Raw genomic sequence first — 24788 nt, forward strand, 5'->3', positions numbered from 1 at the left:
AATCATCCTTTCAATTCTACGAGATTGTCCCATTCTGGAGGGTATGAACAGCCGCCGTTTAGACTTGCTGGCAATTCAAATATTTCCGTAACAGGTACATTAACTTGGGCATCATTCGCTTTAGCACGAACAATAATCTCCAATTTAGGAGTATCTAATTTTCCTACAACAGCATAGATACCAAATCTTTTTTCGTCTCGATCATCGATCTCAGAGAAAAAAGCAGGCATAGTATTATGCGAGTGTATTTCTACTACCGGTAAGTACCGAATCGAATTACGACCAATGTATGATTCATTATAGGTCGCATCAATATGTGTATGAGTTACTACTTGTTTAGGACATTCCACCAAATAACTTTTGGTTTCTAGATCCCAATAGATTCGATTCATCACTTCAAATCTTCCTTTTTTCGTATAAGCACAGAAAAAAGCTAGTATCTGTGCAATTAACTCTTTCGGAATCTTTGGTAATGTGAATGTGAAATTAGGTTTTAATACTGGTTTATCAGCTAAATGCTCGGCTTTAGTAAGCATTTCACCAAATATTGATTTTCGCATTTCGTATACCTGTGCATCTTGCCCGACAATATAAGCAAAATTACCATCGTATGCTTGAAGTTCGTCTATAGATAGAAAATAAGGGGCTCGCAAAGGCGATACCCCTCCCTTACTTCCAGCAAATGAGTCTGGAAATAAACGTTTATTCTCTTTATCCACGTCCCATTTAGTCCGTGCAGCTGAAAACTGTGCAAAATGTTTTTCCATTTCAGCACGAATTTCATCTAAAGTAACTCCTTCTTCTGGTACTTCTTCCACAAAATCCGTCACTTTAAATTTTTCGGCTCCGAAATGTATTGTCCAGTCATCTGTAACCTTTATTGGTTCCTTTGGTGGTGTAGGAGCAGCCGTTGGCGTTTCCTTTCCTGCTGGTTTTGAAGATGATGTAGTTGTTTTGGTTTTTGGAGAAGTTGTTTCTTTCTTTTCCTCTTTCTTCTCCTCCACTTTTTCCAATCCTAAATCCCACAATGTTAATTCTTCCATTTCGTATCTCTCCTTAAAAAAGTTTCATTCATTCAAAGTACACAAAAAAAGCACTTCGTCTAAATGGTTCGGCTGTCCTTAAAATAGACAGATGAACACATAAAAACAAAGTGCTTTTTATAAAACTTCTCTCCCGCATGGGTGAGACTAATAAGTGTACGTTCAATAAATGTAAATTAACTATAGCATATATACATAAAGATTGTACAGACAGAAAATGCAATTGCATCCCCTGTCTGTAGCTGTTTAAACGAACTCTTTTAATGTTTGTTTAAAAGGAAGCAATTGATTGTTAGGAAAGTCTTTTCCTTGCAACTTTTCAAACATCTCTCGCACATTGGAACGTAAGTGATCGTTGCTATTACCCCCTAGAAATACAAAAGGAAGCATACTCACATCTTGAGCAGAATTTATCTTTTCTCCTTTGTATCCAGACCAACAGACCTGCCCGCTTCCATGTACATTGGAGAATGGAAAGTGACACATTTCTGTATCGTTAGTTAGGGGTGCATCTCCTTCTACTGCGAACATTTTCATTTCAGATACTCTTCCTTGTGTCACGTAAATAAAACTAACAAGCCGCGGATGTCCAACATCTTCAAATGGAATATCATGATACTTTACTCGCATTCTCATTTTTGGAATATCTAATACATAGATTGTGCGTTTATTAGTTTTTTTCACCATAACACAATACTTTGGTATTTCTTCATCCAGTGTTAAAACTTCTTCCCCGTCTTGCATTCGTTCCATTGCTTCCAATAACCATACAATGTCTAATTTAGGTAAGATCATCGTAAGCCACTCTTGTAGCAAACTTACATTTGCATCACGCGTTATTTCCATAACTTTAGGTAAAACACGCTCCGCTATCTCTTTCTTAGATTCTAAAGAAATGGTTTTTTGGAGTAATTCGACTAACAAGTCTACATATATAGGTTCATCGGGTAGTTTTTTAACATTTAATAGTAATGTACTAATCAATCGTTCAATATGTTCGTTAGCCAATTCACTCAGGTCTAATTTTTTGAACACGGATAGAATGAATTGCATAAATTGTTCATGCTCCATAATGTCATGTCTAGTGATGTACTCAAATGTATTCGTGATAAATGCAAATAATTCTTTATCATCGTCAAGAGCTTCTTTCAAAAATTCCTTAAAATCTGGTGTTCGTCGGAGAAATGAAACCATCACATTCTGTATCGGTAATTCGTCCATTAATCCATCGACAAAATCATTAAAATATAATCGCTTTGTCCCACTTTTTAAGCCGTTTTCGTGCCGTTCAATCTGCACCTTTTCTCCATCACGAAGCTTTACTAATAGTTCCATTGGTAAATTCCCCTTTCACCTGTTTTTCATCTAACAGTGTTTTCACAAATTTGTGTAAATTTATAAAACAATTGCAAAATTCATAACTAGGTCCCGAAAAAGAAATAGGCTGATACATAAACCTCGAACCTTTCAGTATGGGTTTCTTTTTGAACTCTGCATTCGTATTTTCATCGAAATCACCTAACAAATAATTGATTAATTGATTTAGCCTAGTTTTCTCTTTTTCTGTTAAGTTGATTTTTTTCAATTGGTTTAATACATCTAGTTGAATGGAAAAAGTTAATTGCTCATTTTCTATATCCTCGGTAAGAATGGAAAACACCCCAATCTTCGAATAGGTAAAGAAATCAGATACCGACTGCAGATTAATATAATCGTAATCCATTGTAATCGCATCATTTTCTACTAGAGAAAAAGAATCAGGAACCGTTCCACCTACTTGTTCAATCATTTTGACGATCATGATACGATCTAATCGTTCCAATATAAAATTTTTATCTTCCTTCCAGTATTCAAAATAACTAAAAAAAGCCATTCATAACACTCCTTAAAAAAGTTTATTTTAATTAAAAGAAACGTTTCTTTTCCTTATACAAATTCCATACCGTTTTTGGTAATCCGTTTAGCAATTGTACTTCGTGTAATCCTAGATAGGTGGTATCGTGCAGATAGCCAAAATATTTCTCTTCGGAAGCACCTTCATCAAAAGTAGGAATACAGTCATAAGCCTGTAGCAATGATTCTATCTCCTGTTTAGTAAAACTATTTAAAAGGTCTCTAATATCTCCTAAGACGCCATTTTCTGTATTAAGTAATTTCTGCAATAGTTCAACATCTGCATCTACTTCCATTTTGTTTTTCATTGTTTTCCAGAGCTTTTCCATCTGGTATCCCTCCTAATTAAAAAAGCAGCAGTTCGTTTATACGAACTACTGCACTTAGTTTTATAGGTGAAACTGAGGTAATTTACGAAAGCCTTTTGGGGCCTCGTCTCCATACCCAAGATTTAAAACTGTTTTTCCTATCTTATGTTGAATATAGTCGGTCGCTTCTTTTAACGACATTTCAGGTGGTACTTTCATTACTGCCCATTTGATCTGATTGTTATCCATTACGAAAAACCAATAATCAATTGGGCGATTAATTGTTTCGTTCAAAACAAACGCCTCCTTTTCTTAGTGTTTCTTTTAGTATAGCAATTTATCTATATTCTTAATTGCTAACTTATTACATATAGACAATAACCCTTTACTGTTAATTGTTACCTCTTTAATATTCAAAGGAATATCTCTATGTAACGTTGTTAATTTTTTTGCAAAAAGTGTTTGTTCTTTACTGTTTGCAACTTTCTCTTTATAGCGGTTTAAATGCGTAGGAAATTCAGAAACCAACATCTTTTCAATAGTTCCAAAATGTTGGATCAGCTTAATCGCTCCTTTATCTCCTATCCCGTCAATTCCAGGAATATTATCTACACTGTCTCCGGTGATTGATTTTAAATCGACAATTTGGAGAGGTGATAAACCAGCATACTCTAATTGGAATAACTCTGGTGTCATCCTAACATCCTCTTTACCTTTTCTAACTATTACCGTCACGCGTTCATTGATTAATTGAAACACATCTCGGTCATTCGACAAAATGTAAATATCCCCGTCTGCCTGTTCTGCAAAGGAAGCAATAAAATCATCAGCTTCAAATTCTGCATTACTATAGACAGGAATTTCCGCATGTCCTAATACCTCTTTGATCAAAGGAAATTGTTCTTTTAATTCAATCGGTGTCTCCTTACGTCCATCTTTATAAGCAGGATAGATTTCCTTTCGATAACTTTTCCCTTCGTCAAACATCACGATGGGAGCAGTTCCTAATGATTGATTCAACTTTAGCATCATTTTAATAAACAAAGATACAGCATTCGTGTACCTTCCGTCTGGTGCTTTCATTAAATTGTTGGGATCATGGGCCGTTGCGTAATAACAGCGATTCATTAAGTTATTCCCATCAATTAATAACCATCCATTAGACGACTGAACTGTTACTTCGGTTTCATCGAAAAATGACAATTGTTCGCCCATTTAATACTCTCCTTAAAAAAGTTTTGTCATTATTTATTCTTTAATCCTCAAAGTATCTAAAAAAAAAGCTCGTTACGATGATTTGTTGAACGTCAAAAAAAACGTTAATAATCTCGTGTCGAGCTTGTTACTTGAAAAGTACTTTTGAAGGACACTTCTCCCGCGTGGGTGAAGTAAACAGAAAATAAAATAATTACATTAATTGTATCACAATAACGTGACTATCGTATAGTGGGCAACAGTGAAAAGTAGACTAAAAGCTACACAGAGAGTATCTTATTCTAAGGAAATCATTCTATTATTCCTAATTAGATTATGATATGATTTGAATATATTATTTTATTTACCTTTTGTACTTCACCCATGCGGGAGAAGCGTTAGACCAATTGTTAAAGCATTCTATTAGAATGAATGAGCGCGAGCCATTTTTTCCTATGGAATGCTTTTTTATTTATCAAAAAATAAAGGAGTGATTCAAATGGGCAAAGTTTTACTTTGGGTAATATTATTATATCCGCTATTATGGGGAATCGACTTTTTAGCAGATGCTGAATTGTTAAGCGCCTATCATTCATTTTGGATGAAATGGTGGGAAATCGGATTAGTTTTGGTGATATCCTATTACGTTGTACAAAAAATGCCAAAGTTTCGAAATGAAATCTTAGAGCAACTTCGAATAAATCAATATTTTGAAGAAGTTCGTCGTTACCGTAATACACCTTATATTTCTCCATTAATGGCGATGTATTTAATAAGTCCACCAATTGCATATAGTCCGTATGATTTGGATTATGTCAAAAACACATTTTATCGAACAATAGTCAATACGTTTCGTGATCGTGTATATGTATTATCCGACTATAAAAATGCTCAACCTTCTGAAAGAAAACCCTATTACCAAATAGTTGGTTTTAAAATGATTGCACAATTCATTTTCTACTTTGGATTGTCATTCGGTTGGCTGGCATACTGGGTAATCAAAGATTATTCCGTATTAATTGTCGAGTGGCAGCTTTTTAGCTTACCTTTCGTCATCTATGGACTAAGCAAATCGACAATGTTGCTTCAAGCTATTATGGAACATCTCCCTTCTCGATTAGATCGCAAAATAGAAAGAGAAACAGTCAATGGAGAAAATATTAACTGGCGTGATGCTTTTCCAGATAGACCTTTTGGAGAAACTATTATTCGTGCGTATTATAGCGAAAAAGAAAAGAGGATGCGTTACTTCTATGCAGCGACCAATCAACCTGTCCCTGCGACAACAGCAACCTTCCGACACGAAGCTTTACCTCCATATCCATTCCCTACAAAGATAGTACCAGAATGGGCAAATGATATAGAGGAGCTTTATGAAGCAAAGAAACACGAATGGAATAACCCCAAAAAAGTTTCAAACGTTGTACCGTTAAGGAGACGTTCAAAATAAGAAAGAAGGTGAGGGCGAAAAATTTTCGCCCTTTCTTTTTTTTAGAAAAGAGGAATATAAAAGAAATGTCTATTATGGAAAATGTACTAATGGAACTTCAGTCCAAAATTACAGAAGATATGGTTTTATGCAATTTTATATTAGAGCTTACAAATAATAATCTATTGACCGATGAAATGTATGAGATTTTCATAACTGAAGAACGAAGTTATGGAGAAGTTCCTTTTGTTTTAAACAATGGAATATTTGAATTTCCGTTTATGGATTGCTCTAAATATGAAGAAAATTTGAAGCCTACAACCATCAAGGAAGAAATGTATATTCATATTTACCATATGGTGAACAGCATTTTATCCCATTGAAGTAATAAATAAAGACTACTTACACCTGGGATAACCCTAAGAAAGAGTCAAACGTTGTACCGTTAAGAAGACGTTCAAAATAAGAAAAATAGTCGGAGCGAATAATTTTCGCTTTTTATTTTTTAGAAAAGAGGAATATAGGATGAAAAATTATAAAGTACAAACAAAAGAGTTATTTGAAGAGCTGTGCATGGAAATGAAAATAAAAAAACCGCCATTTAGAATTTCAGGAGGCGGGTTAAATGCTTTTGAGCGATTTGGGAGGATTATTATCACTAAGGATTTAGCAAAAATGATTTCAACAAATTATAGAACCGTTCGATATTTGTTAACGCATGAATTAATCCATTTAAAATATCAAGATAGCAAAACAAGAGTGGCTCGTTTAGGGATTTTAGCATTTTCTATACCAGAATGGATTCCTTTTGAACACAGAGTTAAGGCTTATACTTTATTAACGGAATTAAGAGCAAGCATTGAAGGGTATTCCTTTAACAAGTATAAAGAGATAGATGAAATTATTAAAATAGAAAATTCCACTAAAGATCCGAAATTCTTCAATAAAGAAATAGCATATAAATACGGATATCCATCTACAGAACAAATAGCTAACTATGCCAGTAAATATGAAAAGTTAACCGAAGAATTAGCTCGTGAAGTCTTAAATGATTTCTGCATGGTACGAAAAATAAAAGATGCAGATAAAGATAAATTTATTAATAAAACGTTAGCGAGATTTCGGGTTTTGTTTATTGACAATAGAAAAGATAATTTGTAAGATAAATACATGAGAGACGAACCTTCTCCGGGTTCGTAATTCTCCTTAAAAAAGTTTGGGAAAACCTCGTAGATTATTCTACGGGGTTTTCTTACGTCTTATTCTAAAATAATAGCCAAATCTCCACATCTCTATTTTTTTATGCTCCCATGATTCCGCATTAGGTGACTATATATAATAAATAGCCCCCGTAGCAATATAAGATACGGGGGCTTTATGTTATCGCTGAGATTTAAATTAATCTTCGAAAGAAAATTATGTAATCATCATATGAAATACTTTTTCACAATGGTTCTGTCGAGTGTACGCGACAGTTTCTTCCTCAAACAAGGCCTCTTCATCCCAACCTTGAAATACACATCTCTTAACTTTATTAGCTAAAGCAACTAAAGCAATTGAAGGCAATTTAAGTGTTCCCTCTATCCCTGAAAGTCTAAATAGATCAATACCTTGTTTTTTATGAAAATAATATAGTTTGGAATCAGAACCATAAATATTTAAGGAAAGGCTATTCATTTCTTTGAGTATTTCAGCTTCAATTGCCTTTCTATTTGGTAAACCACTTGCTGTTAATATGACATTAACATCTAAAACTTTTTTATCGATGAGTTTGAAAATATCAATGTCTGATTCTACTAAATTCTCTAATAAAGCAAGAAAAACGGTGGTTGGCGTAAGTTCCTTATTACTGTTTAGTAAATCGTTTACAATCCCTTTAAATAAAGTCCCTTTTGTTCTCTTTATTTTTTTGTAAAACTTTAAGGGTAAATTTAAACTAATACTTGAAATAGCTTTACTTAATTTAAATGCATGTAATATAGACCCTAGATTACAAAAAGATGATGTCAAATGAGCAGCTATAGAATAAACAAATAAATTAGGATTATATAAATATGCCTCATAATGTGCCTGAATATTAGATAATTCAACCAAACCTTGTTCTTCATCTATTAATCTTACTCTATCAAGGTGATATTCTATTTCTGACCACATTGCACTAGTTTCCCATAAAGATTCAATTGTAAATGGCACTTTCGCATAGTCAGTTCCAAGATTTTTAAAAGTAACTGTTAATATTTTTTCAGTAGAAGAATGTTCAAATAACTCTTTAGCATTGAACGTTTCAAAGTTAAATTTCCAATCTTGATAATGTCTGGTATAATCCTTTGTCTTGTAAATAGAGCGATATGGTGTTCTCTTCCATTTTTCGAACATAGTCAAAAATTCAAGTATGTATGGTACAGAAGGTTTTTTATTCTGGACATAATTATTATTAAAATGTTCATATTCGTTAAGAGCGTTAAACACTTTCACAAGTAAATGTTGACCAGATAATGTAGCATGATGGTCAAAATAATGAGTTACTTCATGAACAATTAATTTACCACTATTAATAGTAAAATAATCATATGAAAGTGTTTCAATTTCTTTTATTAGTACATCTAAGTGTTTTTGAGTTAAATCATTAAAATTCATAGTTTGGCTCATAATATTATATGAAGCAACTGTAGATATGCTTGCAAATGTAGCTTTAATATAAACTCCCCCTATTATTATTTAAATATACAGTGTACACCAATATACTTACAATTTGGAATATAAATCTAAATAAAAAACCCTTTAATTAAAGGGTTCTCTTTACATATCTTTGATTTCAATTCTTTCGGAGGCATTATTCGCTATTCTTTCATTGCTTGGCTATTTTGATTTAATAGATGCGTGTAAAAGCGTAATACGCACGTTCTTTTATCAATATTGTCCCTCTTTAACCTTTATGTCCGCCAACCATTTTAGAGCGTTTTACTGCAGTCCCAGCTGGTGTATATGATACCGCTCTTAATAAAGCTGCGGAGCCAAATCGATTTCGAACACTATCCAAAGCAGCCGCTAACTTTCTGTTTTTCCAATTATCTTTCTCGAAAAGGCTTAACTGCATAGAGTGTTCATCTTCTAGCTTCGTGATGGAAACAGACAACTGTCTCACTGGTTTGTTATCGTAGTTTTCTTTTAATAGATCTAAGCACACCTTGTATATTTTCATCGTGTCGTTGGTTGCTTCGTAAATTGTTCTAGCTCTCTGAAATCCTCCACCGAACGCATTCTTGCTATATCCCAAACCTAATGTAATCGCTCTAGCTGCTTGATAAGTATCTCTTGCCCTTTTTGCCACATCTTCGCACATTTCAAGGATGACTGCTTTTACATCCTCGATTTTATTGTAGTCTCTCATTAGGACCTGACTTTTACCGTAGCTAATTTGACCTTCTTCTAAAGGAGCTCCTAAATTGGATAAATCGATACCCCATGCATGATGGTAAAGCTGATTACCCATCACACCAAATTTACTCTCTAATACATTCAAGGGAGTTCTGGCTAACTGCCCCACTGAGGTGATTCCCATATTATTTAGAGTCTTTTCTGTTCGAGAACCGATTCCCCACATTTCACTTAAAGGACTCACTGGCCATAATTTTGTTTGTACATCATCGTATGTCCATTTTGAAAATCCAATTTTCTTTGCTTCTAAATCTAGCGCCAGTTTTGCCATAAGAATGTTTGGTCCCATTCCTGCAGTTGAATGCAATTGTAATGAGTCGAATATTTCTTTCTGAATATGCTTTATGGTTTGTTCTGGTGGTCCCCATAGTTTTTCTGTGGTAGTTAAATCAATCAGGCACTCGTCAACGGAATAGACAAGTATAGCTTCAGGTGGAACATATTTGTGTAGTATTTTCGTGACTGCCATCGACATCTCAAGGAAATAACTCATTTTTGGTTCGAATAATCGAATGTCTGGATGGTTTGGTATTTCAAACAACCTGGTTCCAGTCTTAACCCTAAAGCGCTTTTTCATCGCGGGCGATGCCGCCAATACCACGCTGCCCTTTTGTTCTAGGTTTCCTACAACTGCAATAGGGACGGTTCTAACATCTAAATTGTGTAAGACAGCTATACAACTTGAATAAAAACTAACCATGTCAATAATAGCTATCGATCGGTTAGGCAATTTACTGTAATCCATCATATAATATCACGCTCTTTAATAGTTACGGGAACAAGTGCTAATACGTTGTTTAATGTAAAAGTGCGTTTAGACATCCTTGTATAACAATAGGCCCTAAATGATACTTCACCTATTTGAATTACTTTAATATACCTTTTACTTATCTGACCATCTTTTGCTATATAAATCATTTCTAATACATCACCATACCGCTTGGACTTCATTAACAGATTTCGCAATCGAGTTCACTCCTTATCTTTTCATTATAAAAACAAACACTTGTTCTGTCTAGTGTATGTCAATTTACATGAATGATGCTCTAATTCCATTAGCAATAGCTACTCTTTAATATGCTGGTTCAATAGAGGTGGCACAGTGTTATTATTTGTGATATTAAATTCAATATTAGGGGTTATACTTTCTTCACATGGAGATTGATTTTGCTTATTCGAAAAATTTTAAAGGGGAATACAAATGGAGACATTAAAAATAAATGATATAAGAGATTCAATTATGAAGTTTATTCATAGTTTAAACACTCAAGATAAAGCAGAAATTGTACTAGAATTTTTACAGGTTGAAGCTAAGAAGAAAAAAGATGAAGACGCACTAAATGCAATGATGATTGCAGATATTAAAAATAATAAAATTAAGATCTACCCAGAAATTGTACAATTAAGTTATGAAAAAGGTAATTATAGAAATAATTTTAAAATTAGTCTCTTAGAGTTCTTCAATTTGGTAATATGTCATGAGTTTGGTCATTTTGACGATAATTTTGATGTTGAAAAAGAAAAAAACGAGCTACATTCACTATTTGAGAAAAGCTATAAAGAAGGTCAAGTAAGAGGTATTAATAGTTCAATTATTCCTGAAATCAATGCTTGGAATTATGGAGAAAAATATGTAAGCACATACCTCTTAGAAGCATATAAAACATTTAATGTGAGCAATTTATTAACGTACACCAAAAGGTATAGAAAACTATTAGGTGAAAATTTAGAAGTCTTTATAGAGCATACAGACGAAAGAGTTAAAAATATTTTTAATTATGAAGAATTATTCAACTAAAAAAAGTACAAATTCGTGATTAGCGAATTTGTACTTTTTATTAATTTCGTACTAATGTATCTTGTTCGTTACTAGAATCTTCAATCAAGTCAATATTAAAGCGTTTCACACCTAATGCTTTAAAAATCTTTGTATAAGTGTCTGATTCGATCACAGCATCACCATTTTCAACTAACGAGATAGTTTTTTGAGTAATCTTTTCTCCTTGTCTAATCACAAGATCTACTACATCTGATTGCGTTAATCCCTTATCAATTCTTCGTTGTAGGATTTTCTTACCCATTTGAACTTCAAAACTATTCATATGCTCTTGTACTCCAGGTACTTGATTTAATAGTTTGACGAGTTCATTAAAGTCCTTATCCATATTTGAATTATTCAACATGACCACTTCTTTCCAAGTATTTTTTAGGGTTTTTAAGAAACTCTAAATAAATCTTGTAACTTTCAATAATCTTTACTTGCAATTCAGGAGGATTCGGATCTCCCTTTTTTAACAATGACTTCGTAAAAATCAAGATTTTTTCGTTATCATCATTATCATATTCAAAATAGATTGCTCGAAATGCACCTGGTACACTTCGATTGATCCTTAGTTCTAACAATGGTGGATTATTAGGAAATGGTTTGGTGATACTCAATGTACGTGGATCTCCATTATCTTCTTTAAAAAATGCTTGAAGCTTTTGATTAGGAGGTAACTGAGTTGTTTTTAGTATATCCAACCCTTCAAGAATATACCTAGCCAAATGTTGAGCATCTTTATCTCCTGCTATCCCTAGCCGAGCAATTTCAGTAATCTGTACAAGTACCTCTTTTACACCGTTCTCTTCCCAGAATATTATTTTCGTCATATTATACCTTACAGTATATAAATTGTCTAACTATTATATGCTGTAAGTTTTTTTCACTCCTTCGTTAATGAGTTTTCTCAAGAAAATAAGGCATTTATATAAAAATCAAACACCTTCTTCTTTAATATCAACTTCAACCTCTTCTGCTTCTACTAAAGTAGGAGTTTCTGCAAACTTCAATGTTTTCTTTGGCTTGGTCCAGGTGATTAGCTGTTTCATCATGCCACTTTCATCTTTATCTAACCAAACTTTTATCTTTTCTGAATCAGCCTTTAATACTTCTGTGAAAGTTAGTCCGTTTTCTAATGCAAAACGTTCTAACTCTAACATATCCGTCACTTTCGGAGATGGTTCTCCAAAAGTAATTTGCCAGCTTTTGTTACCAATTGTCACAGGTTCATGTTCTGAGACAAAGTCTTTTAAACCTGCTTTCATATTTTTGATCAGTCTTTCTTGCATGAGTATATACTCACCCATTTTTGTCGCTTCTTCCATAGTCGTGACTTTCCCACTTCTCGGAAACCCTTCTTCCATCATTCCACTGGCACATAAACCAACAAACGGGCAGGTATCACATTTGCCCTTATCAGTTGTCCGTTCCCAATCATCGATGTCTAATGAATTTGCTCGTATAGTTTGAACGTTTTGGATAAACCAAGATTTTGCTTTGTGGATGTGTTCTGTAGTTATCTCTACTTCATTCCACCGATTTATCCGTGGAAAGAATAAACGACCAAAAAAGGTACTACCAATCGTATTTCCTCTTAGTTCTGACAGTATCCAAGCATAAAGAGCTAGTTGCATCGATTCATTTGCAACTTGTTCCTTCCAACCCGATTTATAGTCCCATATTTCCGTTACATCGTTAGCAAGGTCGTCAATTATAATATCAATATACGCTCGAACGATTCCTAACGTCGTCTTTATGGAAACATACACTTCTGATTGGACTTCCATTGTATCCAAGGGGATCTCATAAATTGCATTTACAACCATACGGAGTAGTTCTTGAAATGTTTCTCCTTCTGGTATTCCCCCAGCCTCATACGCTGCAAATCTAAGTGCGTCACTCGTATCATAGCCTTCTGATACTACCCATTGAATTGCCTTATGCATGATACTACCTATTCGCATTGGTACTGTTGAAGGGGTTGGTCTTTTCAATACGTACTTATAATAATAGCTACGATTACACCATTCATAAGACGATATTTTGGAATAACTCCACATCTCTTCTTCCACCGAACTAACCGCTATTGGTATCGCGCTAGGTTTTGGATTTGGTAACATGGTTCCTCCAACTCCTTTTCATTTCGTTTTGGGAGCAGCACTAATGGAGTCTTTTTCACAACACTTATCTCCACACTCTCACCAAACATTTCTTTTATTTTTTCAGTTATACTTTGCATGAAAATTCTCCTTAAAAAGTTTTGTTATATTCAAAAAAAAACACCTTGAATACACGTCAAACTGTCTAAAGACAGAAGAACGCTGTAAACAAAGCGTTTTTGGACAAAACATATCTCCCGCATGGGTGAGATAAGTAAAAAGTTTAGATTGAATATAAAAAAACTATCACAATTTTATTCTTCATCATTTATAAATTCCATCGCCAATTCTTTACTTCTAAAATAGGAGTAATCATTGGTAAGCAAATCTATCTGATCAGGTGCATCACTTGTATCGTCTAGGATGATATACACTTCGTATATTTTTTCCTTGTGTTCCCATCCTTCTAACACTTCCGATGCCTTTTTCTCCTCTTTAAAAGCTTGATCGAATACAAGAAAATATCTGACCGCTCTTTTTGAGTTATTCTCCATTCCAAACACTCCTTAAAAAAGTTTTAACTACCTCACAGCATTAATTTAAAGTCATTTAGCAAGCTCCATCTGTGCACTATAAAAAATACAAATAATACTCTTTTGGTTGCATAAATTCTCTCCTTTTGTTTCTAAATTTGAGCAAAAAAAATACGCCCATTCATTTATAAACAAAATTAGAACCTTATTAATAAGGTCATTTGTTCGCAAATGAATACGCGTATGATATGTCATTGGTAAAACGTCTCTCCCGCATGGGTGAGATGAATGAAAAAGTAAAATTAGATATAGAGGTATTATAGCACTTAGTCTCATGAAAATCCAAACAATCTTCCGAGTGCTATTGTTTTAATCAGCTGGATTTCCATTAACCTACCCTGTCTGATGAACAAAAAAAGACCTAATATTTAGTTTCTAATTTCACCTACTTTGCATATATTGGTAAAAAAAGCAAAGGGTGAAAAATATGAAGGTAAAAATTAGAAAAGATAGTTGGAGTGCTGACGAAGACAATCTCCTTAAAGATATTATTTTAAAGAAAATAGAACAAGGATACACGCAGATTTCTGGATTTGAGGAAGCTAGCATCTTGTTAGGCCGCTCCAAACAGGCTTGTGCATTCAGATGGAATAAAAATCTTCGCCCATTTCATTTTAAGAGAGAAGCACCTCCTAAAGAAGAGCTCATTAAAGAGGCTTCTGATTCACCGTCTGTTCAAAACCATATGCAACTGGCAATGGAAAGTTATGATGAAATGAAACAATCGTATGGTCAAATTTCTCAAGAATACAACTTACTAAAAAGAGATTACGAGCAATTAGTAAATTGGGTCAAGCAAGGAATTACGCATTTAAAATGAATAATTGTATAGATATCTCTGTGAAATTGTATTCACTAAACCATCAACAAAAATATAAAAAGCAGAGTTAATCTGCTTTTTATATAGTAATTAAATTAATTCTTGTTCCTACTTATAAAGATAGGGTATAATTTCGTCCTATATCGACAGGAACCTTGGCTACAGTTAATTCGAAATCATCATCTGCAGACTGCTTTAAGTCTTTAAATGTATTGATGCCTAAATCAATTCCTGCAATTAATTCAGCAGGCTTACATATAGCATTCGGACAATATCCTAGTTTAATAATACCTTCTATTAATTTATCTACTGTTTGTTCAAATGCTTTTAAGCGTTTTATCTTAACGCTACTTAAACACTCCTTAGTGTAGTTTGCATGTTTATATCCAACAAGTACCGCTCCAATAATTTCTTCTACATTGTCTTTCGATATTTGATACATGTTATATTCCTCCATTTATCTTATTTATTCCTTCTCAACTTGAAGGTTTCATTTGGTTAGTGTAAAAGGATATTTAATCTTATCCAACCATTAATAAAACTAATGCCTTTTTATCAAAAGTAGCATCGAGTTCCTTGGCAATTAGTTCAATAGATTCTTCCTTTATATAAAAAGGTTCTTCCGGTAATTTCATGGCAAGATTAGCTGGCTCTGTCTTTGGCTCAAAAACTCTTATATAAACGTGAGGAAATCGTTCTACATATCTCCAACGCTGATACAAAGCCTGATAGGAAGATAAGCCATCCCCATCTAAGTAACAGCTGCCCAATCGAATGAGAGCGTGCTCAGAATGGAGACAATCTCGTCTTTTAACTATTTGATAAGTTTGTATATCTTCGTCTGAAAGCCAAAGTTGGAATGCTTTCATTAACGAACGATATCCTCCATCCATCCAACCACAGCCATCTAATAAATCGACCAAATGTGGTTGCCAAATAAATTCTTTAAACGCTTTGTTAAAAGCCCTTTTAGATTGATATATATTCTGCATTATATAACCCCCAACTCAAAACAACTGTAGTTGCCCTATACTTGGAATATCCTCAATTACATCGATAGGAGCTTGAAGGGATTCATAAAATTGTATATTTTCCTTTTCAATAGTCTTCATTTTTTCAATATCAAGTGCATTCATTTTTCCAAAAGGTGGATTACTCATAACGACCGTGAATTTATGCTCCCTTGCCATAACTCCAACAAGGATCTTTCGACGCTCGACATCAATAGAACTCCACTCTTCTTTTAACCAATCTCGGTATTGATGAATTTCCCTAAGACTTTCTTGGTATGGATTGACGTATACATCTTCAAATTCACTATCCTGAATAAAAATGTTTTTAGGAGCTTGAAACTCACCAAATAATGAGTTTCCCCAATATATACGACTATCTGTTTTCACTTCAAAATATTGATGAATTCTTTTTTCCACGGGATGTGCATGTATACCTACAATTGGTGTCGGTACAAATAATAATGAGGGTTTATAAAAGAAAGCTTGAATACAAGCTGCTTTCACCATTAACAAGCTCAGATCCATCCCTACCAGGTTTAATGCCTTAACTGGTAATAACATTGCTCCTGGTCCAAGACAAGGCTCTAAAACGGAATCTGTTAAGTTTGGCTCCACTGATATATTGAGCATACGAGAAATGGCTGTAGTAATAGTCATAGGAGTAGGATAATATTCTAAGTTACCCGATGATCCATTAAGCACCAAAAAGGTACTCATATAATCAGCAGGATGTTGAATAAGCCCCTCCCACGGAAAGTGTTCTTCTAAGAATAATTCCACTTTTTCCGTGATATTTGGTTTTTCACTACACCATGCAATACCAATTGCATATCCGATCCAGTCGATAAAATCTGTGGCACGTTTACCTGTTAAAGAGAAATAATCAAAGCATTTCTGTAACGCTTTTTTTACATCTTCCTTTTCAACTGTAGATACAGGTACATACGGAATAGCATCCCCTTCACAGAAGGTTCCTTTGTTCAGTATAGCGAACCAATTTCCCCATACGTTATGGCCTTTTTGATCAATCTCAAAACATACTTTTCGTTTCCAACCAAATGATTTCATTATTTGTTCCTCCTATAGAAAAAGAGACACCAAAATGAATTGGTGTCTACTTCCCATTAATCTTATTATCTAAAGTTTGTATCGTTCACTCACGAATAGCCTTTTGTAATCCCATGAAGTGTCCAATTATTTTCTGCATTGTTATTATAGTTAATAATAACTCCACATCTTGGAGTTTCCACCACAACGCTAAAACGTTCTTGGTTGTATTTTAACTTCACATATTGAGCGATTTCTTTCAATGTAAGAAGTATGGATCCATTATCTTCTTTCCTACAAGGAAGTTCATTAAATGAAATACAATGATATACCCCTTGTTGTAGAAAGCTGTCTGATACCTCAAAATGAACATTTAGAGAGTCAATCATTCCGTCTATCTCCAAGTTTTCATCCACAAGCTCGCCTAAACTCAAGCCTAAAATTCTACTTTGAACTTCATAAATAGATCTCACCATGGAAAAGCCTCCATAGCTTCCATTCGTTTTCTAAAGGCATCATACATTTCTGGAATCTCTCCAAAAATAGATGTCAATTGGTTGTTTTCATACCGAAGTAAATAGGAGTTTTTTTTGTCTATCAACGGATTATGATTTATTTCATTGAAGAACTTTTCCACTATTTCACCTGAGATGGGTTCATGGAAACATCTAATTCTAAAGTCGTCTGTGATATAAGAAATAAACAGTGATCCATATCCATCTTGAATTGTAGTTTGATAATTACCGTCAGTTGGATTACCATGTTCATCACGATTTAGTAAATGTTCAAACGTATAACCGCAATGAGAACAAAATTTATCTTCTTCTGAAGTTCGTAAATCAAAATCAACATAGGCTTTACCACCGCATTTACATTTCTCAATGTCTTGTACTGAACTCATATTTTGTTTCCTCACTTTTTTCATATTAGTTGGAAAAAAGGACGAATCTCTTTTATAAACTAAAGAGTTCGTCCTTTTTTATTTATGCAGTACGCATTGGTAATATCAATTCTGTAATATTTGGTTCTTTATCAGAAGAGATAAACACTGGTTTTAAATTACTTTGAAGATGCAAAGTTACCTCTTCGGAAGAAAAAACTTTTAAAGCATCAAGCAAATACTTGGAATTCATCGTCAGTTTAAATAGTTCTCCTTCTGAGGAGGCTACTATTTCCTCTTCAATGGACCCATTATCTGCTCCACTTGAAATACTTAGTCTATTTTCAAATGCTTCTAATGTAACGGCGTATCTTTTATCATCTTTTGCAAATGTGCCAGCTCGGTCAATCGAATTTATTAAATCTTTGCGATTGATTTTCACTTTTAAAGTAGGTAAGTTTTCGAGTAATTTACTTATATCTGGATATTTGCCATCAAGTTGACGAATATAGACTTCTTTATCTTCAGATTCAAGTAATACATGATTCCCAGAATCAAATAGTGATAACGATTCATTATCTTCAAACGCTGCCACAACATTTACTAATTGTTTAGCAGGTATGTTGAGTGCCGGTAGTTTTAATGGTTTTGGAATTAAGTTTTGACTTATACGATGGCGATCGGTTGCAACAACTTTAAAACTCTTTTCATCACTTACCATATGAATCGACTTGAGAATTGGTCTGGAATTATCATCTGCTGCAGCAAAAGCGGTCTGTGTTACAAGAGCAGCTAGTACCTTTGCATTAAACTTAATCCCTTCCCCTTTTTGTTGGTTAGGAATACCAGGGAAATCTTCTCCTACGACTACATTTACTTTGGCTGAAGTTTTAGCTTGTTTTACTTCGATTTGACCATTAGCAAGAGTAGTAATACTAATCATACCCGAAGCTAGTTTTCGCGTTATCTCGTCCAATTTAGGTGGTAATAATAACTCCCCAGCCTCGTGGATCTCTGCATTCACATCTTCTCCAGTTTGAATAGCTACTTTTTTAATAAATGTAACCTCTCCGTCTGTCGCACGAAACGTTAATAACGATTCTGTTGCATGAAGATGAATATGCTGCATGATATCTTTCCCTCTGAATTTCGAAAGATCGTTAAACACCGATTTTATTAAATTCTGTTGAATATTCATTTTCATGATTATATCCTCCTTAAAAAAGTTTGATAGGAAGGAGCAGTTGTTGCTCCCTCACTTTATTTACATACCGTAAACACTACCCATTCCTAAAAAGGCAGGTCATCGTCCGAGACTTCGATTGGTCCACTACTATTTGCAAATGGATCTTCATCTATACGAGTGTAGTTTTGCTGACTCATTGATTGGTTTTGCTGATAAGTCGGATATGAGTTTTGCTGCTGTTCACCGCCGCCAAATGATGGTGTTTGTCCACCTTGACTTCGTTCTCCAGAACTACTACGTGGCTCTAAGAACTGTACACTGTCTGCAACAACATCCGTTGTATAAACTCGTTTGCCATCTTGTCCTTCATAACTACCTGTTTGAATACGGCCTTCTATACCTGCAAGACTACCTTTTTTCAAAAAGTTTGCGGAGTTTTCAGCTTGCTTTCTCCAAACCACGATATTTATAAAGTCTGCTTCTCTCTCACCTTGTTGGTTAGAGAATGTACGATTAACGGCTAATGTAAATCTAGCCATTGCTACCCCACTTGGTGTATGACGTAATTCCACATCTTTTGTAAGTCTACCTACTATTACGACTCTGTTTATCATGCGAATGCACTCTCCTTAAATAAGTTTGATTTTTGTATTGTTCATCAATTAGATGTTTTAGCTGGAGCATCATAAAACTCAACCTCATATACTTCCACTTCATACCGAACAGAATCCTGATATGGTCGGGAACGTAGCGCTCCTTTTATGCCAATCCTTTGTCCCTTCACCGTATAATTTGCAATAAGTTCTGCAAGTTCACGCCATGCTACACAAGGAATATAATCTGTTGACACAAAAGTTCCATTTCTAGAATCAACCACGATTGTAAATGTCACTCTAGCTTGATTGCCGTAAGTTAATACAGGTACTTTGGTTAAGCGCCCTACAGCCGTAAAACTCTGCATATTCATTTCCTCCTATCGATTTTGCAACTCAGATAAGTTTACCAATTTTCGTTCCCCTGTTCGAAGGTTTACTTCAAGTGGCAGTTTATTTTGGAGTAGCAAATCATCCAGGCCTTTACCATCTTTCAAATTCCATGACCACAAATACACGTCTATCCCTAATTTGATCACTTCTTTTGCAAAGATCGTAAGTGTATCAAAGAGGGTTTGTTGTGTCTTCGCGGATTTTACCGAATCATCTACTTTCTGCAGAGTATCCATATCATAAGCGATGATGAATTTCTTCACCCCCCACGATTGGATCATCGGAATCATGTCTTTGAAATTACCAACACCAGGAGCTCCCCATATAGGAATTTCAAGTTTGTTGGCGGAAATGTATGATTTATGTTCCCCCTCTGTTGAGAGAACTGTATCCACTCGGAAAACGTCGGTAATATGAGTTCCTGGCTTCCAATGTTTCATAAAAGAAGCAGGCACAACTACATTTACTGGTGCACCACTGGTTACACCATTTTTACGTAATTTTAAAAGATGTTCTTCCACTTCTAAATTATGTTGGGAAGAGAACCACACGTACTTAGGTTTCCCTTTGTCTTTCCGAACACGTAGTCGAATAATTCGTCCATATTCATCACGAACTGGGATGAAATAACCTTCAGAAGCACTTGGAGCATAATGCCAAATACCTTTACGTTCGTTATCCTGCTCCACTAATGCTTTAGGAAAAGGATGTTCCATAAATTCTGGTATAAACTGTTGAGCAAATCCAGGAATCCGTTCAAATGGGTAACCTTTACTATGCATTAGTTCATAAATACGAATCCATTCTTGGTTCGAAGGAACAGAACGCAGCTGCATAATCTCAATTTGTTCTTTTGTGTATTTACGTTCTTGTAGCCATTCTTGTGAATGATGTGGCCGAATGGGACATAAAGATAGAAATACACGATACACTCGATCAACAATTTCTGGTGACTGTGCTTCCAGTTCAACATAACGTTTGATTTCACGGGGTTTATATGTTTCGCTTCCCTTAGAAATGATATTGCCATCTACCGTTTTAACAGGAATCCCCATCAAATCTGCTATGCCACGAACTGACTTGATAAAATGTTCACCTGGTTCATAGCCACCAAATTCATGCCAGCTGTAGTATGGAATAGAATTATTTCCTTTAGCACCACATCCACCCGCACCGAAACAAGTAAAAATATTCCGGTTAGGATCAATATAGGTATCAGGTGTTTTTTCCGTATGGGACTGGTTAGGGCAGTTTACTTGATATGATTTACCTAACCTTTTTGGATGATCACCTAATTGCTGTGCTAATTCTAAAATACTAACCGCTTTTACTTGTTCGATGGTTTCTTGGCTGATACGTGCCATGAAACAGCACCTCCTTAAAAAAGTTTTTAAAATGGGTATAACAAAAAAAAACACCCATCTCAATAAACGATGCTATCCGAAAAATGGACAGTCGTTCACTCAGATGAGTGTTTTAGAAAAATTAACCGAACGTTCCTCCCGCATGGGTGGAATAAAGAAAAAAAGTAAAAAGTTATATATCTCAGTATAAATCAATCTATGGGCTTTGTCATGTTGTTTTTCTTACTTACTGCTCCTTCCTTTTATTATATGAAATATACATTATTCTTTTATTTTCATTTTGTTATAGAAAACAAAATAATAGGAACAATAAATAGTGATTACAATCTTTTTATTATAGAGAACAATAAATATTTATAGAGAGAAGCGCCGGAGACAGTTAAACCTTAGAGCACCAAGGGATGAAGAGATTTGGTAATTACATAGGTTCGTATTATCAACCGATTTTTATCACAAATAAGAATCTATCCACTAATTTAGATACGTTTAAAAGGATTATTCACAACTAATAAGATTTATATGTATATTATTCACAACTTCAAATAAATCCCGTTATATGGATATTTGGTGATTTGTAATACAAAAAGGAGAAAATAAAGGGGAAACAGAAAAATAAACAAAGAAAAAACCACCTGCCAATGGCAAATGGTTAAAAATGAACAGGTTTATTTTTTTAAAAGCCACGACAAAAAGCCTTTTGCTATGGTTCTTTTAAGCTAAAGGCAATGACTTTTCAGGAATGAAGTTTGGTAGCTTGTGTTTATTCAATTTCATAGCTATCCTCAACTCTATTACCATCGCTGGAGTTAACGATTCAAGTAGATTTGCTATGAAAGAGCGGCCAATTTTACGCCAAAAACCACCAAAGTTCTCGATAGAAGCCTTATTAGATTCTAATAATCTAGTAGTATAAGCGACTGTATCTAATAGCATGAAACGTAATGCTCTCTCCCCATTTTCCGCTTTGATAATTGGGTAAAAAGGATTTAAGCAATCTCGTATAGTTGCGTTGCAAGCATCTTCGATATCTTTACTTGAAAGAGATAAAGGTAAGCGTGACAATGCTGTTTGAATTTCTTTTCGAACATTTGCTTCTAAACGAGATTTTTTAGGATCTTTAACCTTCTCGATAAAACAATCATCTACAAAGGTAAAGGTCCATTCTTTTTTACGTCTATGTTTTCCTTCTTGTGATTCAATTTTAATAAGTGAACTAATCCGTTTGATCCAATCCAAAATATTTCGAGTGGTTTTTTTCATTTTCCGGAGCAGCGTCGTGCATTTTAGGAGGTAAGAAAATTTTCCCTTTTTCGTATTTTCCCTAGATAGTGAATTAATCAAATCTAATAATCCGATGATTCCCGAAACGTCGCGTGCATGAACAAACTCAGCTAGAACACGAGAATCCAATATGTATTTAGGTAAAATAAAGTAGTTTAAGTTACCTTCTTGATTAAGTACATCATAACCACTGATTTGGATATAACGAATACCATGTTCATCTATGTATTGAAGTAAGCCTAGATCAAACAACTCGTGAAAACCTTTATGTAATGTACTGTAGTGAAAACCATACTGTTCAGCTAATGGTTTTAAAACAAATTCATCTTCGCGAATACGCCCAAGTGTATCGATTTTGAAATGTAACAATATATAAACAGCCAATGAAGAAGATTTTACAGTTGAGCCACCTGGAGCTTCGAAATGTAAAGCCTTGATATGATTTAATTCCATTTGATGGAATTTAACGCCATATAGAGATTTAACTTCAGTATTCACCAGGTTCCCTCCTCTAAAAATTCTTTATTTTTTATGAAACAAAACAATGTTTTAGCATTGTAAATCACGATGAAAATCAGTATAATGAGAAGTAACAGTTAAAAAAGACAAAATTAAACCGAACCACTAAGTATTCATTTTAAAAAATGAACTTACTGGAATAAATTGTATTTAGTTAAACAGTTTATTTTGACGGTTATCTACTCAGAGATTTTCCTACCGTGATTAACAGTTGGCGCTGTTCCTCACATCGTCCAGTTCAAAACTCGCAATTTTGAAGGACTAACTTTTCCTACTAATCCGATCGCCGGCAAGCGATGGGATTTTTTTCTGTGTAAAAACAAAAAAATCAATTGTCGACTCACAATTGATTAACGTTATGGGAAATATAGGTATACCAAAAAAAGGTACAACATGTCCCGTAAGGTTAATACAATAATTTCAAACAAGAATTTCAATGAAACTTGAAAAAGTTCCAGGGAATCCTCAAGAAAAAACTTCTAAATCGACTATTTTTATTCTAACACATCCAAATCCTAGACGTAAAGATGAAAAACGGTGGTCTTTCAAAAACATCCAAAAATATCCACAAAAAAGAGCATACGAAATAAATCGTATGCTCGGTGCTTCCGATGCGAGACGTTAATAGGAAATATTCAAAATTGTAATGTTATAGAAACAATTATCACGAATTATGTCGGAAAAGTCAATGGAACGTATATTCTTTCTGTTGGTTTGTAATAAAGATTGATTGAAATACAGCTACAAATGCTGATTCTAATAGAAAATCATAGCCCCTATCTTGAACAAAGATTGTTCAAAAAGGGGCTATTTTCTGTATAAGTCTTTTTGTAATAAAGATTGATTATTTCGGAAAGCGAATATTCAACTAAAGCACCCGTTAGCTTAATAAGGAATTTTTGTTACTCCTCTTCACTATCAAGTAAATAACCAACAAATTCTTCGTGTAAAGCAACTTCTTTTTTTAATTGTATTCACGATTATTGTTATAAAACTGAATAATAAAGTTGTTTAATTCGAGAGCTTTTACGTTTGCCCTCAATTATAAAGAAAATTTCCCACCATGATAACAATAGTAAGTTTCAGCTTTAAGATTTTTAATCTTTCTTAAAGACTGCTGTGCATTATCGACATCTAGACAAAAGTTTGGATTTGCAATGATCAATTCCTGTTTTTCATTAACAGCTGCATCACCAGTAATTACGCTATTCAAACTAGGGAAATACAATGAAATATGCCCTGAAGTATGCCCAGGAGTTGCTATTATCCTACATTTATCATCTAAAATCATATCACCATCATGTACCTTTTCATCAACTGAAATATGCTTCAAATTCTTTAATTGCTGTATAAACCAATTACCAAAATCGACTTCGCTATTCGGCATAGTCTTTAGCATTTCTTCAGCTTGAATCAATCTCTCTGACTTCATTTCACCACTAATGTATTTTGATTCAATTTCACTAGCTATAATGTTAATCCAAGGATACTTTTCTTTGAAATCATATAAGGAACCTATATGGTCATCATCATAGTGAGTAATGATAATATTCTTTAAATTCTTCATTTCATATCCATTTTTTAAAATTTCATTTTCAATTAAAGTTAAAAAATTTGCATACCCTGTATCGACCAAGGTTAATTCATTATTCAATATAATTAAGCTAGGATAAATGTAATTTTTTTGTCCATTAAATTCAAATTCAACTGGTAGTTCCAATATCTTCATGTTTCTTCCTCCATAAATTATTTATTCAAACACTGAACAAGCATTATTTGTTTTTAAGATTACATCATAATTATTAGTAAAGATAGATAAAGAATAGTAATGAAACATTTAATACCTAATAATACTTTTTACCCATACTGATTT

At 34.0% G+C, this 24788-nt stretch carries 30 protein-coding genes; 6 read left to right on the forward strand and 24 right to left on the reverse strand.

The genetic code is table 11. The annotated features are described in order from the left end of the window. Positions 1-2: 2 nt before the first annotated feature. From MHH81_RS20785 to MHH81_RS20810, 6 genes are all read right to left on the reverse strand, one after another. The gene (locus MHH81_RS20785) at positions 3-1043 is read right to left on the reverse strand and encodes a Mov34/MPN/PAD-1 family protein (RefSeq protein WP_340925539.1); all 1041 of its coding nucleotides are present in this window, start codon (positions 1041-1043) and stop codon (positions 3-5) included. A 246-nt stretch (positions 1044-1289) separates the two neighbouring features. Continuing rightward, the gene (locus MHH81_RS20790) at positions 1290-2378 is read right to left on the reverse strand and encodes a hypothetical protein (protein ID WP_340925541.1); all 1089 of its coding nucleotides are present in this window, start codon (positions 2376-2378) and stop codon (positions 1290-1292) included. After that, positions 2353-2916 (reverse strand): hypothetical protein, encoded by a 564-nt coding sequence (locus MHH81_RS20795; protein WP_340925543.1) that lies wholly within the window; start codon positions 2914-2916, stop codon positions 2353-2355. Before MHH81_RS20795 ends, MHH81_RS20790 begins: the two co-directional genes overlap by 26 nt. Before the next feature lie 31 nt (positions 2917-2947). After that, the gene (locus MHH81_RS20800; protein ID WP_340925545.1) at positions 2948-3265 is read right to left on the reverse strand and encodes a hypothetical protein; all 318 of its coding nucleotides are present in this window, start codon (positions 3263-3265) and stop codon (positions 2948-2950) included. A 60-nt stretch (positions 3266-3325) separates the two neighbouring features. After that, positions 3326-3538: a hypothetical protein gene (locus MHH81_RS20805; RefSeq protein ID WP_340925547.1), complete on the reverse strand. Its 213-nt coding sequence runs from the start codon at positions 3536-3538 to the stop codon at positions 3326-3328. 30 nt (positions 3539-3568) lie between these two features. Continuing rightward, positions 3569-4459: a 5'-3' exonuclease gene (locus tag MHH81_RS20810; protein ID WP_340925549.1), complete on the reverse strand. Its 891-nt coding sequence runs from the start codon at positions 4457-4459 to the stop codon at positions 3569-3571. A gap of 478 nt (positions 4460-4937) precedes the next feature. Between MHH81_RS20810 and MHH81_RS20815 the strand changes: the two genes are divergently transcribed. From MHH81_RS20815 to MHH81_RS20825, 3 genes are all read left to right on the forward strand, one after another. After that, complete coding sequence (locus MHH81_RS20815) at positions 4938-5888, forward strand: hypothetical protein (protein WP_340925551.1); 951 nt, start codon at positions 4938-4940, stop codon at positions 5886-5888. Positions 5889-5953: 65 nt separating this feature from the next. Further along, positions 5954-6250: a hypothetical protein gene (locus MHH81_RS20820; protein WP_340925553.1), complete on the forward strand. Its 297-nt coding sequence runs from the start codon at positions 5954-5956 to the stop codon at positions 6248-6250. 142 nt (positions 6251-6392) lie between these two features. Continuing rightward, positions 6393-7028, forward strand: coding sequence for a hypothetical protein (locus tag MHH81_RS20825; RefSeq protein WP_340925554.1), 636 nt, complete (start codon positions 6393-6395; stop codon positions 7026-7028). 255 nt (positions 7029-7283) lie between these two features. Here MHH81_RS20825 and MHH81_RS20830 read toward each other — a convergent pair whose 3' ends face one another. From MHH81_RS20830 to MHH81_RS20840, 3 genes are all read right to left on the reverse strand, one after another. After that, positions 7284-8504 (reverse strand): hypothetical protein, encoded by a 1221-nt coding sequence (locus MHH81_RS20830; RefSeq protein ID WP_340925556.1) that lies wholly within the window; start codon positions 8502-8504, stop codon positions 7284-7286. 289 nt (positions 8505-8793) lie between these two features. Next, positions 8794-10050: a Y-family DNA polymerase gene (locus tag MHH81_RS20835; protein ID WP_340925713.1), complete on the reverse strand. Its 1257-nt coding sequence runs from the start codon at positions 10048-10050 to the stop codon at positions 8794-8796. Continuing rightward, positions 10050-10271, reverse strand: coding sequence for a transcriptional regulator (locus tag MHH81_RS20840; RefSeq protein WP_340925557.1), 222 nt, complete (start codon positions 10269-10271; stop codon positions 10050-10052). Before MHH81_RS20840 ends, MHH81_RS20835 begins: the two co-directional genes overlap by 1 nt. A 235-nt stretch (positions 10272-10506) precedes the next feature. Here MHH81_RS20840 and MHH81_RS20845 point away from each other — a divergent pair, with 235 nt between their 5' ends. Continuing rightward, entirely contained in the window at positions 10507-11103 is a 597-nt protein-coding gene (locus MHH81_RS20845) for a hypothetical protein (RefSeq protein WP_340925558.1), read from the forward strand. A gap of 40 nt (positions 11104-11143) precedes the next feature. On the opposite strand, the gene MHH81_RS20850 is transcribed toward MHH81_RS20845, so the two are convergent. From MHH81_RS20850 to MHH81_RS20865, 4 genes are all read right to left on the reverse strand, one after another. Then, positions 11144-11488 carry a helix-turn-helix domain-containing protein gene (locus MHH81_RS20850; RefSeq protein ID WP_340925560.1) on the reverse strand — a complete coding sequence of 115 codons (345 nt, stop codon included), beginning with the start codon at positions 11486-11488 and terminating at the stop codon, positions 11144-11146. After that, entirely contained in the window at positions 11478-11957 is a 480-nt protein-coding gene (locus MHH81_RS20855; protein ID WP_340925562.1) for a hypothetical protein, read from the reverse strand. The genes MHH81_RS20850 and MHH81_RS20855 overlap by 11 nt, the downstream gene beginning before the upstream one ends. Positions 11958-12062: 105 nt before the next feature. Then, the gene (locus MHH81_RS20860) at positions 12063-13247 is read right to left on the reverse strand and encodes a RecB family exonuclease (RefSeq protein ID WP_340925564.1); all 1185 of its coding nucleotides are present in this window, start codon (positions 13245-13247) and stop codon (positions 12063-12065) included. Positions 13248-13540: 293 nt separating this feature from the next. Beyond that, positions 13541-13780: a hypothetical protein gene (locus MHH81_RS20865; protein WP_340925567.1), complete on the reverse strand. Its 240-nt coding sequence runs from the start codon at positions 13778-13780 to the stop codon at positions 13541-13543. Positions 13781-14246: 466 nt separating this feature from the next. On the opposite strand from MHH81_RS20865, the gene MHH81_RS20870 reads away from it, so the two are divergent. Next, positions 14247-14639, forward strand: a complete 393-nt coding sequence (locus tag MHH81_RS20870; protein WP_340925569.1) for a hypothetical protein — start codon at positions 14247-14249, stop codon at positions 14637-14639. A gap of 112 nt (positions 14640-14751) precedes the next feature. On the opposite strand, the gene MHH81_RS20875 is transcribed toward MHH81_RS20870, so the two are convergent. From MHH81_RS20875 to MHH81_RS20920, 10 genes are all read right to left on the reverse strand, one after another. Next, complete coding sequence (locus MHH81_RS20875; RefSeq protein ID WP_340925570.1) at positions 14752-15081, reverse strand: hypothetical protein; 330 nt, start codon at positions 15079-15081, stop codon at positions 14752-14754. A 79-nt stretch (positions 15082-15160) separates the two neighbouring features. Continuing rightward, positions 15161-15631, reverse strand: coding sequence for a hypothetical protein (locus MHH81_RS20880; protein WP_340925573.1), 471 nt, complete (start codon positions 15629-15631; stop codon positions 15161-15163). 15 nt (positions 15632-15646) lie between these two features. Continuing rightward, positions 15647-16720 (reverse strand): hypothetical protein, encoded by a 1074-nt coding sequence (locus MHH81_RS20885; protein ID WP_340925575.1) that lies wholly within the window; start codon positions 16718-16720, stop codon positions 15647-15649. 89 nt (positions 16721-16809) lie between these two features. Beyond that, positions 16810-17175 (reverse strand): hypothetical protein, encoded by a 366-nt coding sequence (locus MHH81_RS20890; protein ID WP_340925578.1) that lies wholly within the window; start codon positions 17173-17175, stop codon positions 16810-16812. Next, the gene (locus tag MHH81_RS20895; RefSeq protein WP_340925580.1) at positions 17169-17600 is read right to left on the reverse strand and encodes a hypothetical protein; all 432 of its coding nucleotides are present in this window, start codon (positions 17598-17600) and stop codon (positions 17169-17171) included. The genes MHH81_RS20890 and MHH81_RS20895 overlap by 7 nt, the downstream gene beginning before the upstream one ends. Before the next feature lie 82 nt (positions 17601-17682). Continuing rightward, the gene (gene dnaN / locus MHH81_RS20900) at positions 17683-18783 is read right to left on the reverse strand and encodes a DNA polymerase III subunit beta (protein ID WP_340925583.1); all 1101 of its coding nucleotides are present in this window, start codon (positions 18781-18783) and stop codon (positions 17683-17685) included. A gap of 86 nt (positions 18784-18869) precedes the next feature. Further along, positions 18870-19379 (reverse strand): single-stranded DNA-binding protein, encoded by a 510-nt coding sequence (gene ssb / locus MHH81_RS20905; RefSeq protein WP_340925585.1) that lies wholly within the window; start codon positions 19377-19379, stop codon positions 18870-18872. Positions 19380-19423: 44 nt separating this feature from the next. Next, positions 19424-19726 carry a single-stranded DNA-binding protein gene (locus tag MHH81_RS20910; RefSeq protein ID WP_340925587.1) on the reverse strand — a complete coding sequence of 101 codons (303 nt, stop codon included), beginning with the start codon at positions 19724-19726 and terminating at the stop codon, positions 19424-19426. 12 nt (positions 19727-19738) lie between these two features. Then, positions 19739-21115, reverse strand: coding sequence for a CHC2 zinc finger domain-containing protein (locus MHH81_RS20915; RefSeq protein WP_340925589.1), 1377 nt, complete (start codon positions 21113-21115; stop codon positions 19739-19741). A gap of 711 nt (positions 21116-21826) precedes the next feature. Beyond that, complete coding sequence (locus MHH81_RS20920) at positions 21827-22894, reverse strand: hypothetical protein (protein WP_340925591.1); 1068 nt, start codon at positions 22892-22894, stop codon at positions 21827-21829. A 457-nt stretch (positions 22895-23351) separates the two neighbouring features. Here MHH81_RS20920 and MHH81_RS20925 point away from each other — a divergent pair, with 457 nt between their 5' ends. After that, a complete protein-coding gene (locus MHH81_RS20925) occupies positions 23352-23540 on the forward strand; it encodes a hypothetical protein (RefSeq protein WP_340925593.1) in 189 nt (62 codons plus the stop codon). A 417-nt stretch (positions 23541-23957) separates the two neighbouring features. On the opposite strand, the gene MHH81_RS20930 is transcribed toward MHH81_RS20925, so the two are convergent. Then, on the reverse strand, positions 23958-24644 hold the full coding sequence (locus MHH81_RS20930; protein WP_340925594.1) for an MBL fold metallo-hydrolase: 687 nt from the start codon (positions 24642-24644) through the stop codon (positions 23958-23960). Positions 24645-24788 lie beyond the last annotated feature (144 nt).

Origin of the sequence: Psychrobacillus sp. FSL H8-0484, assembly GCF_038005325.1 — a bacterium.
Classification (GTDB): Bacteria; Bacillota; Bacilli; order Bacillales_A; family Planococcaceae; genus Psychrobacillus.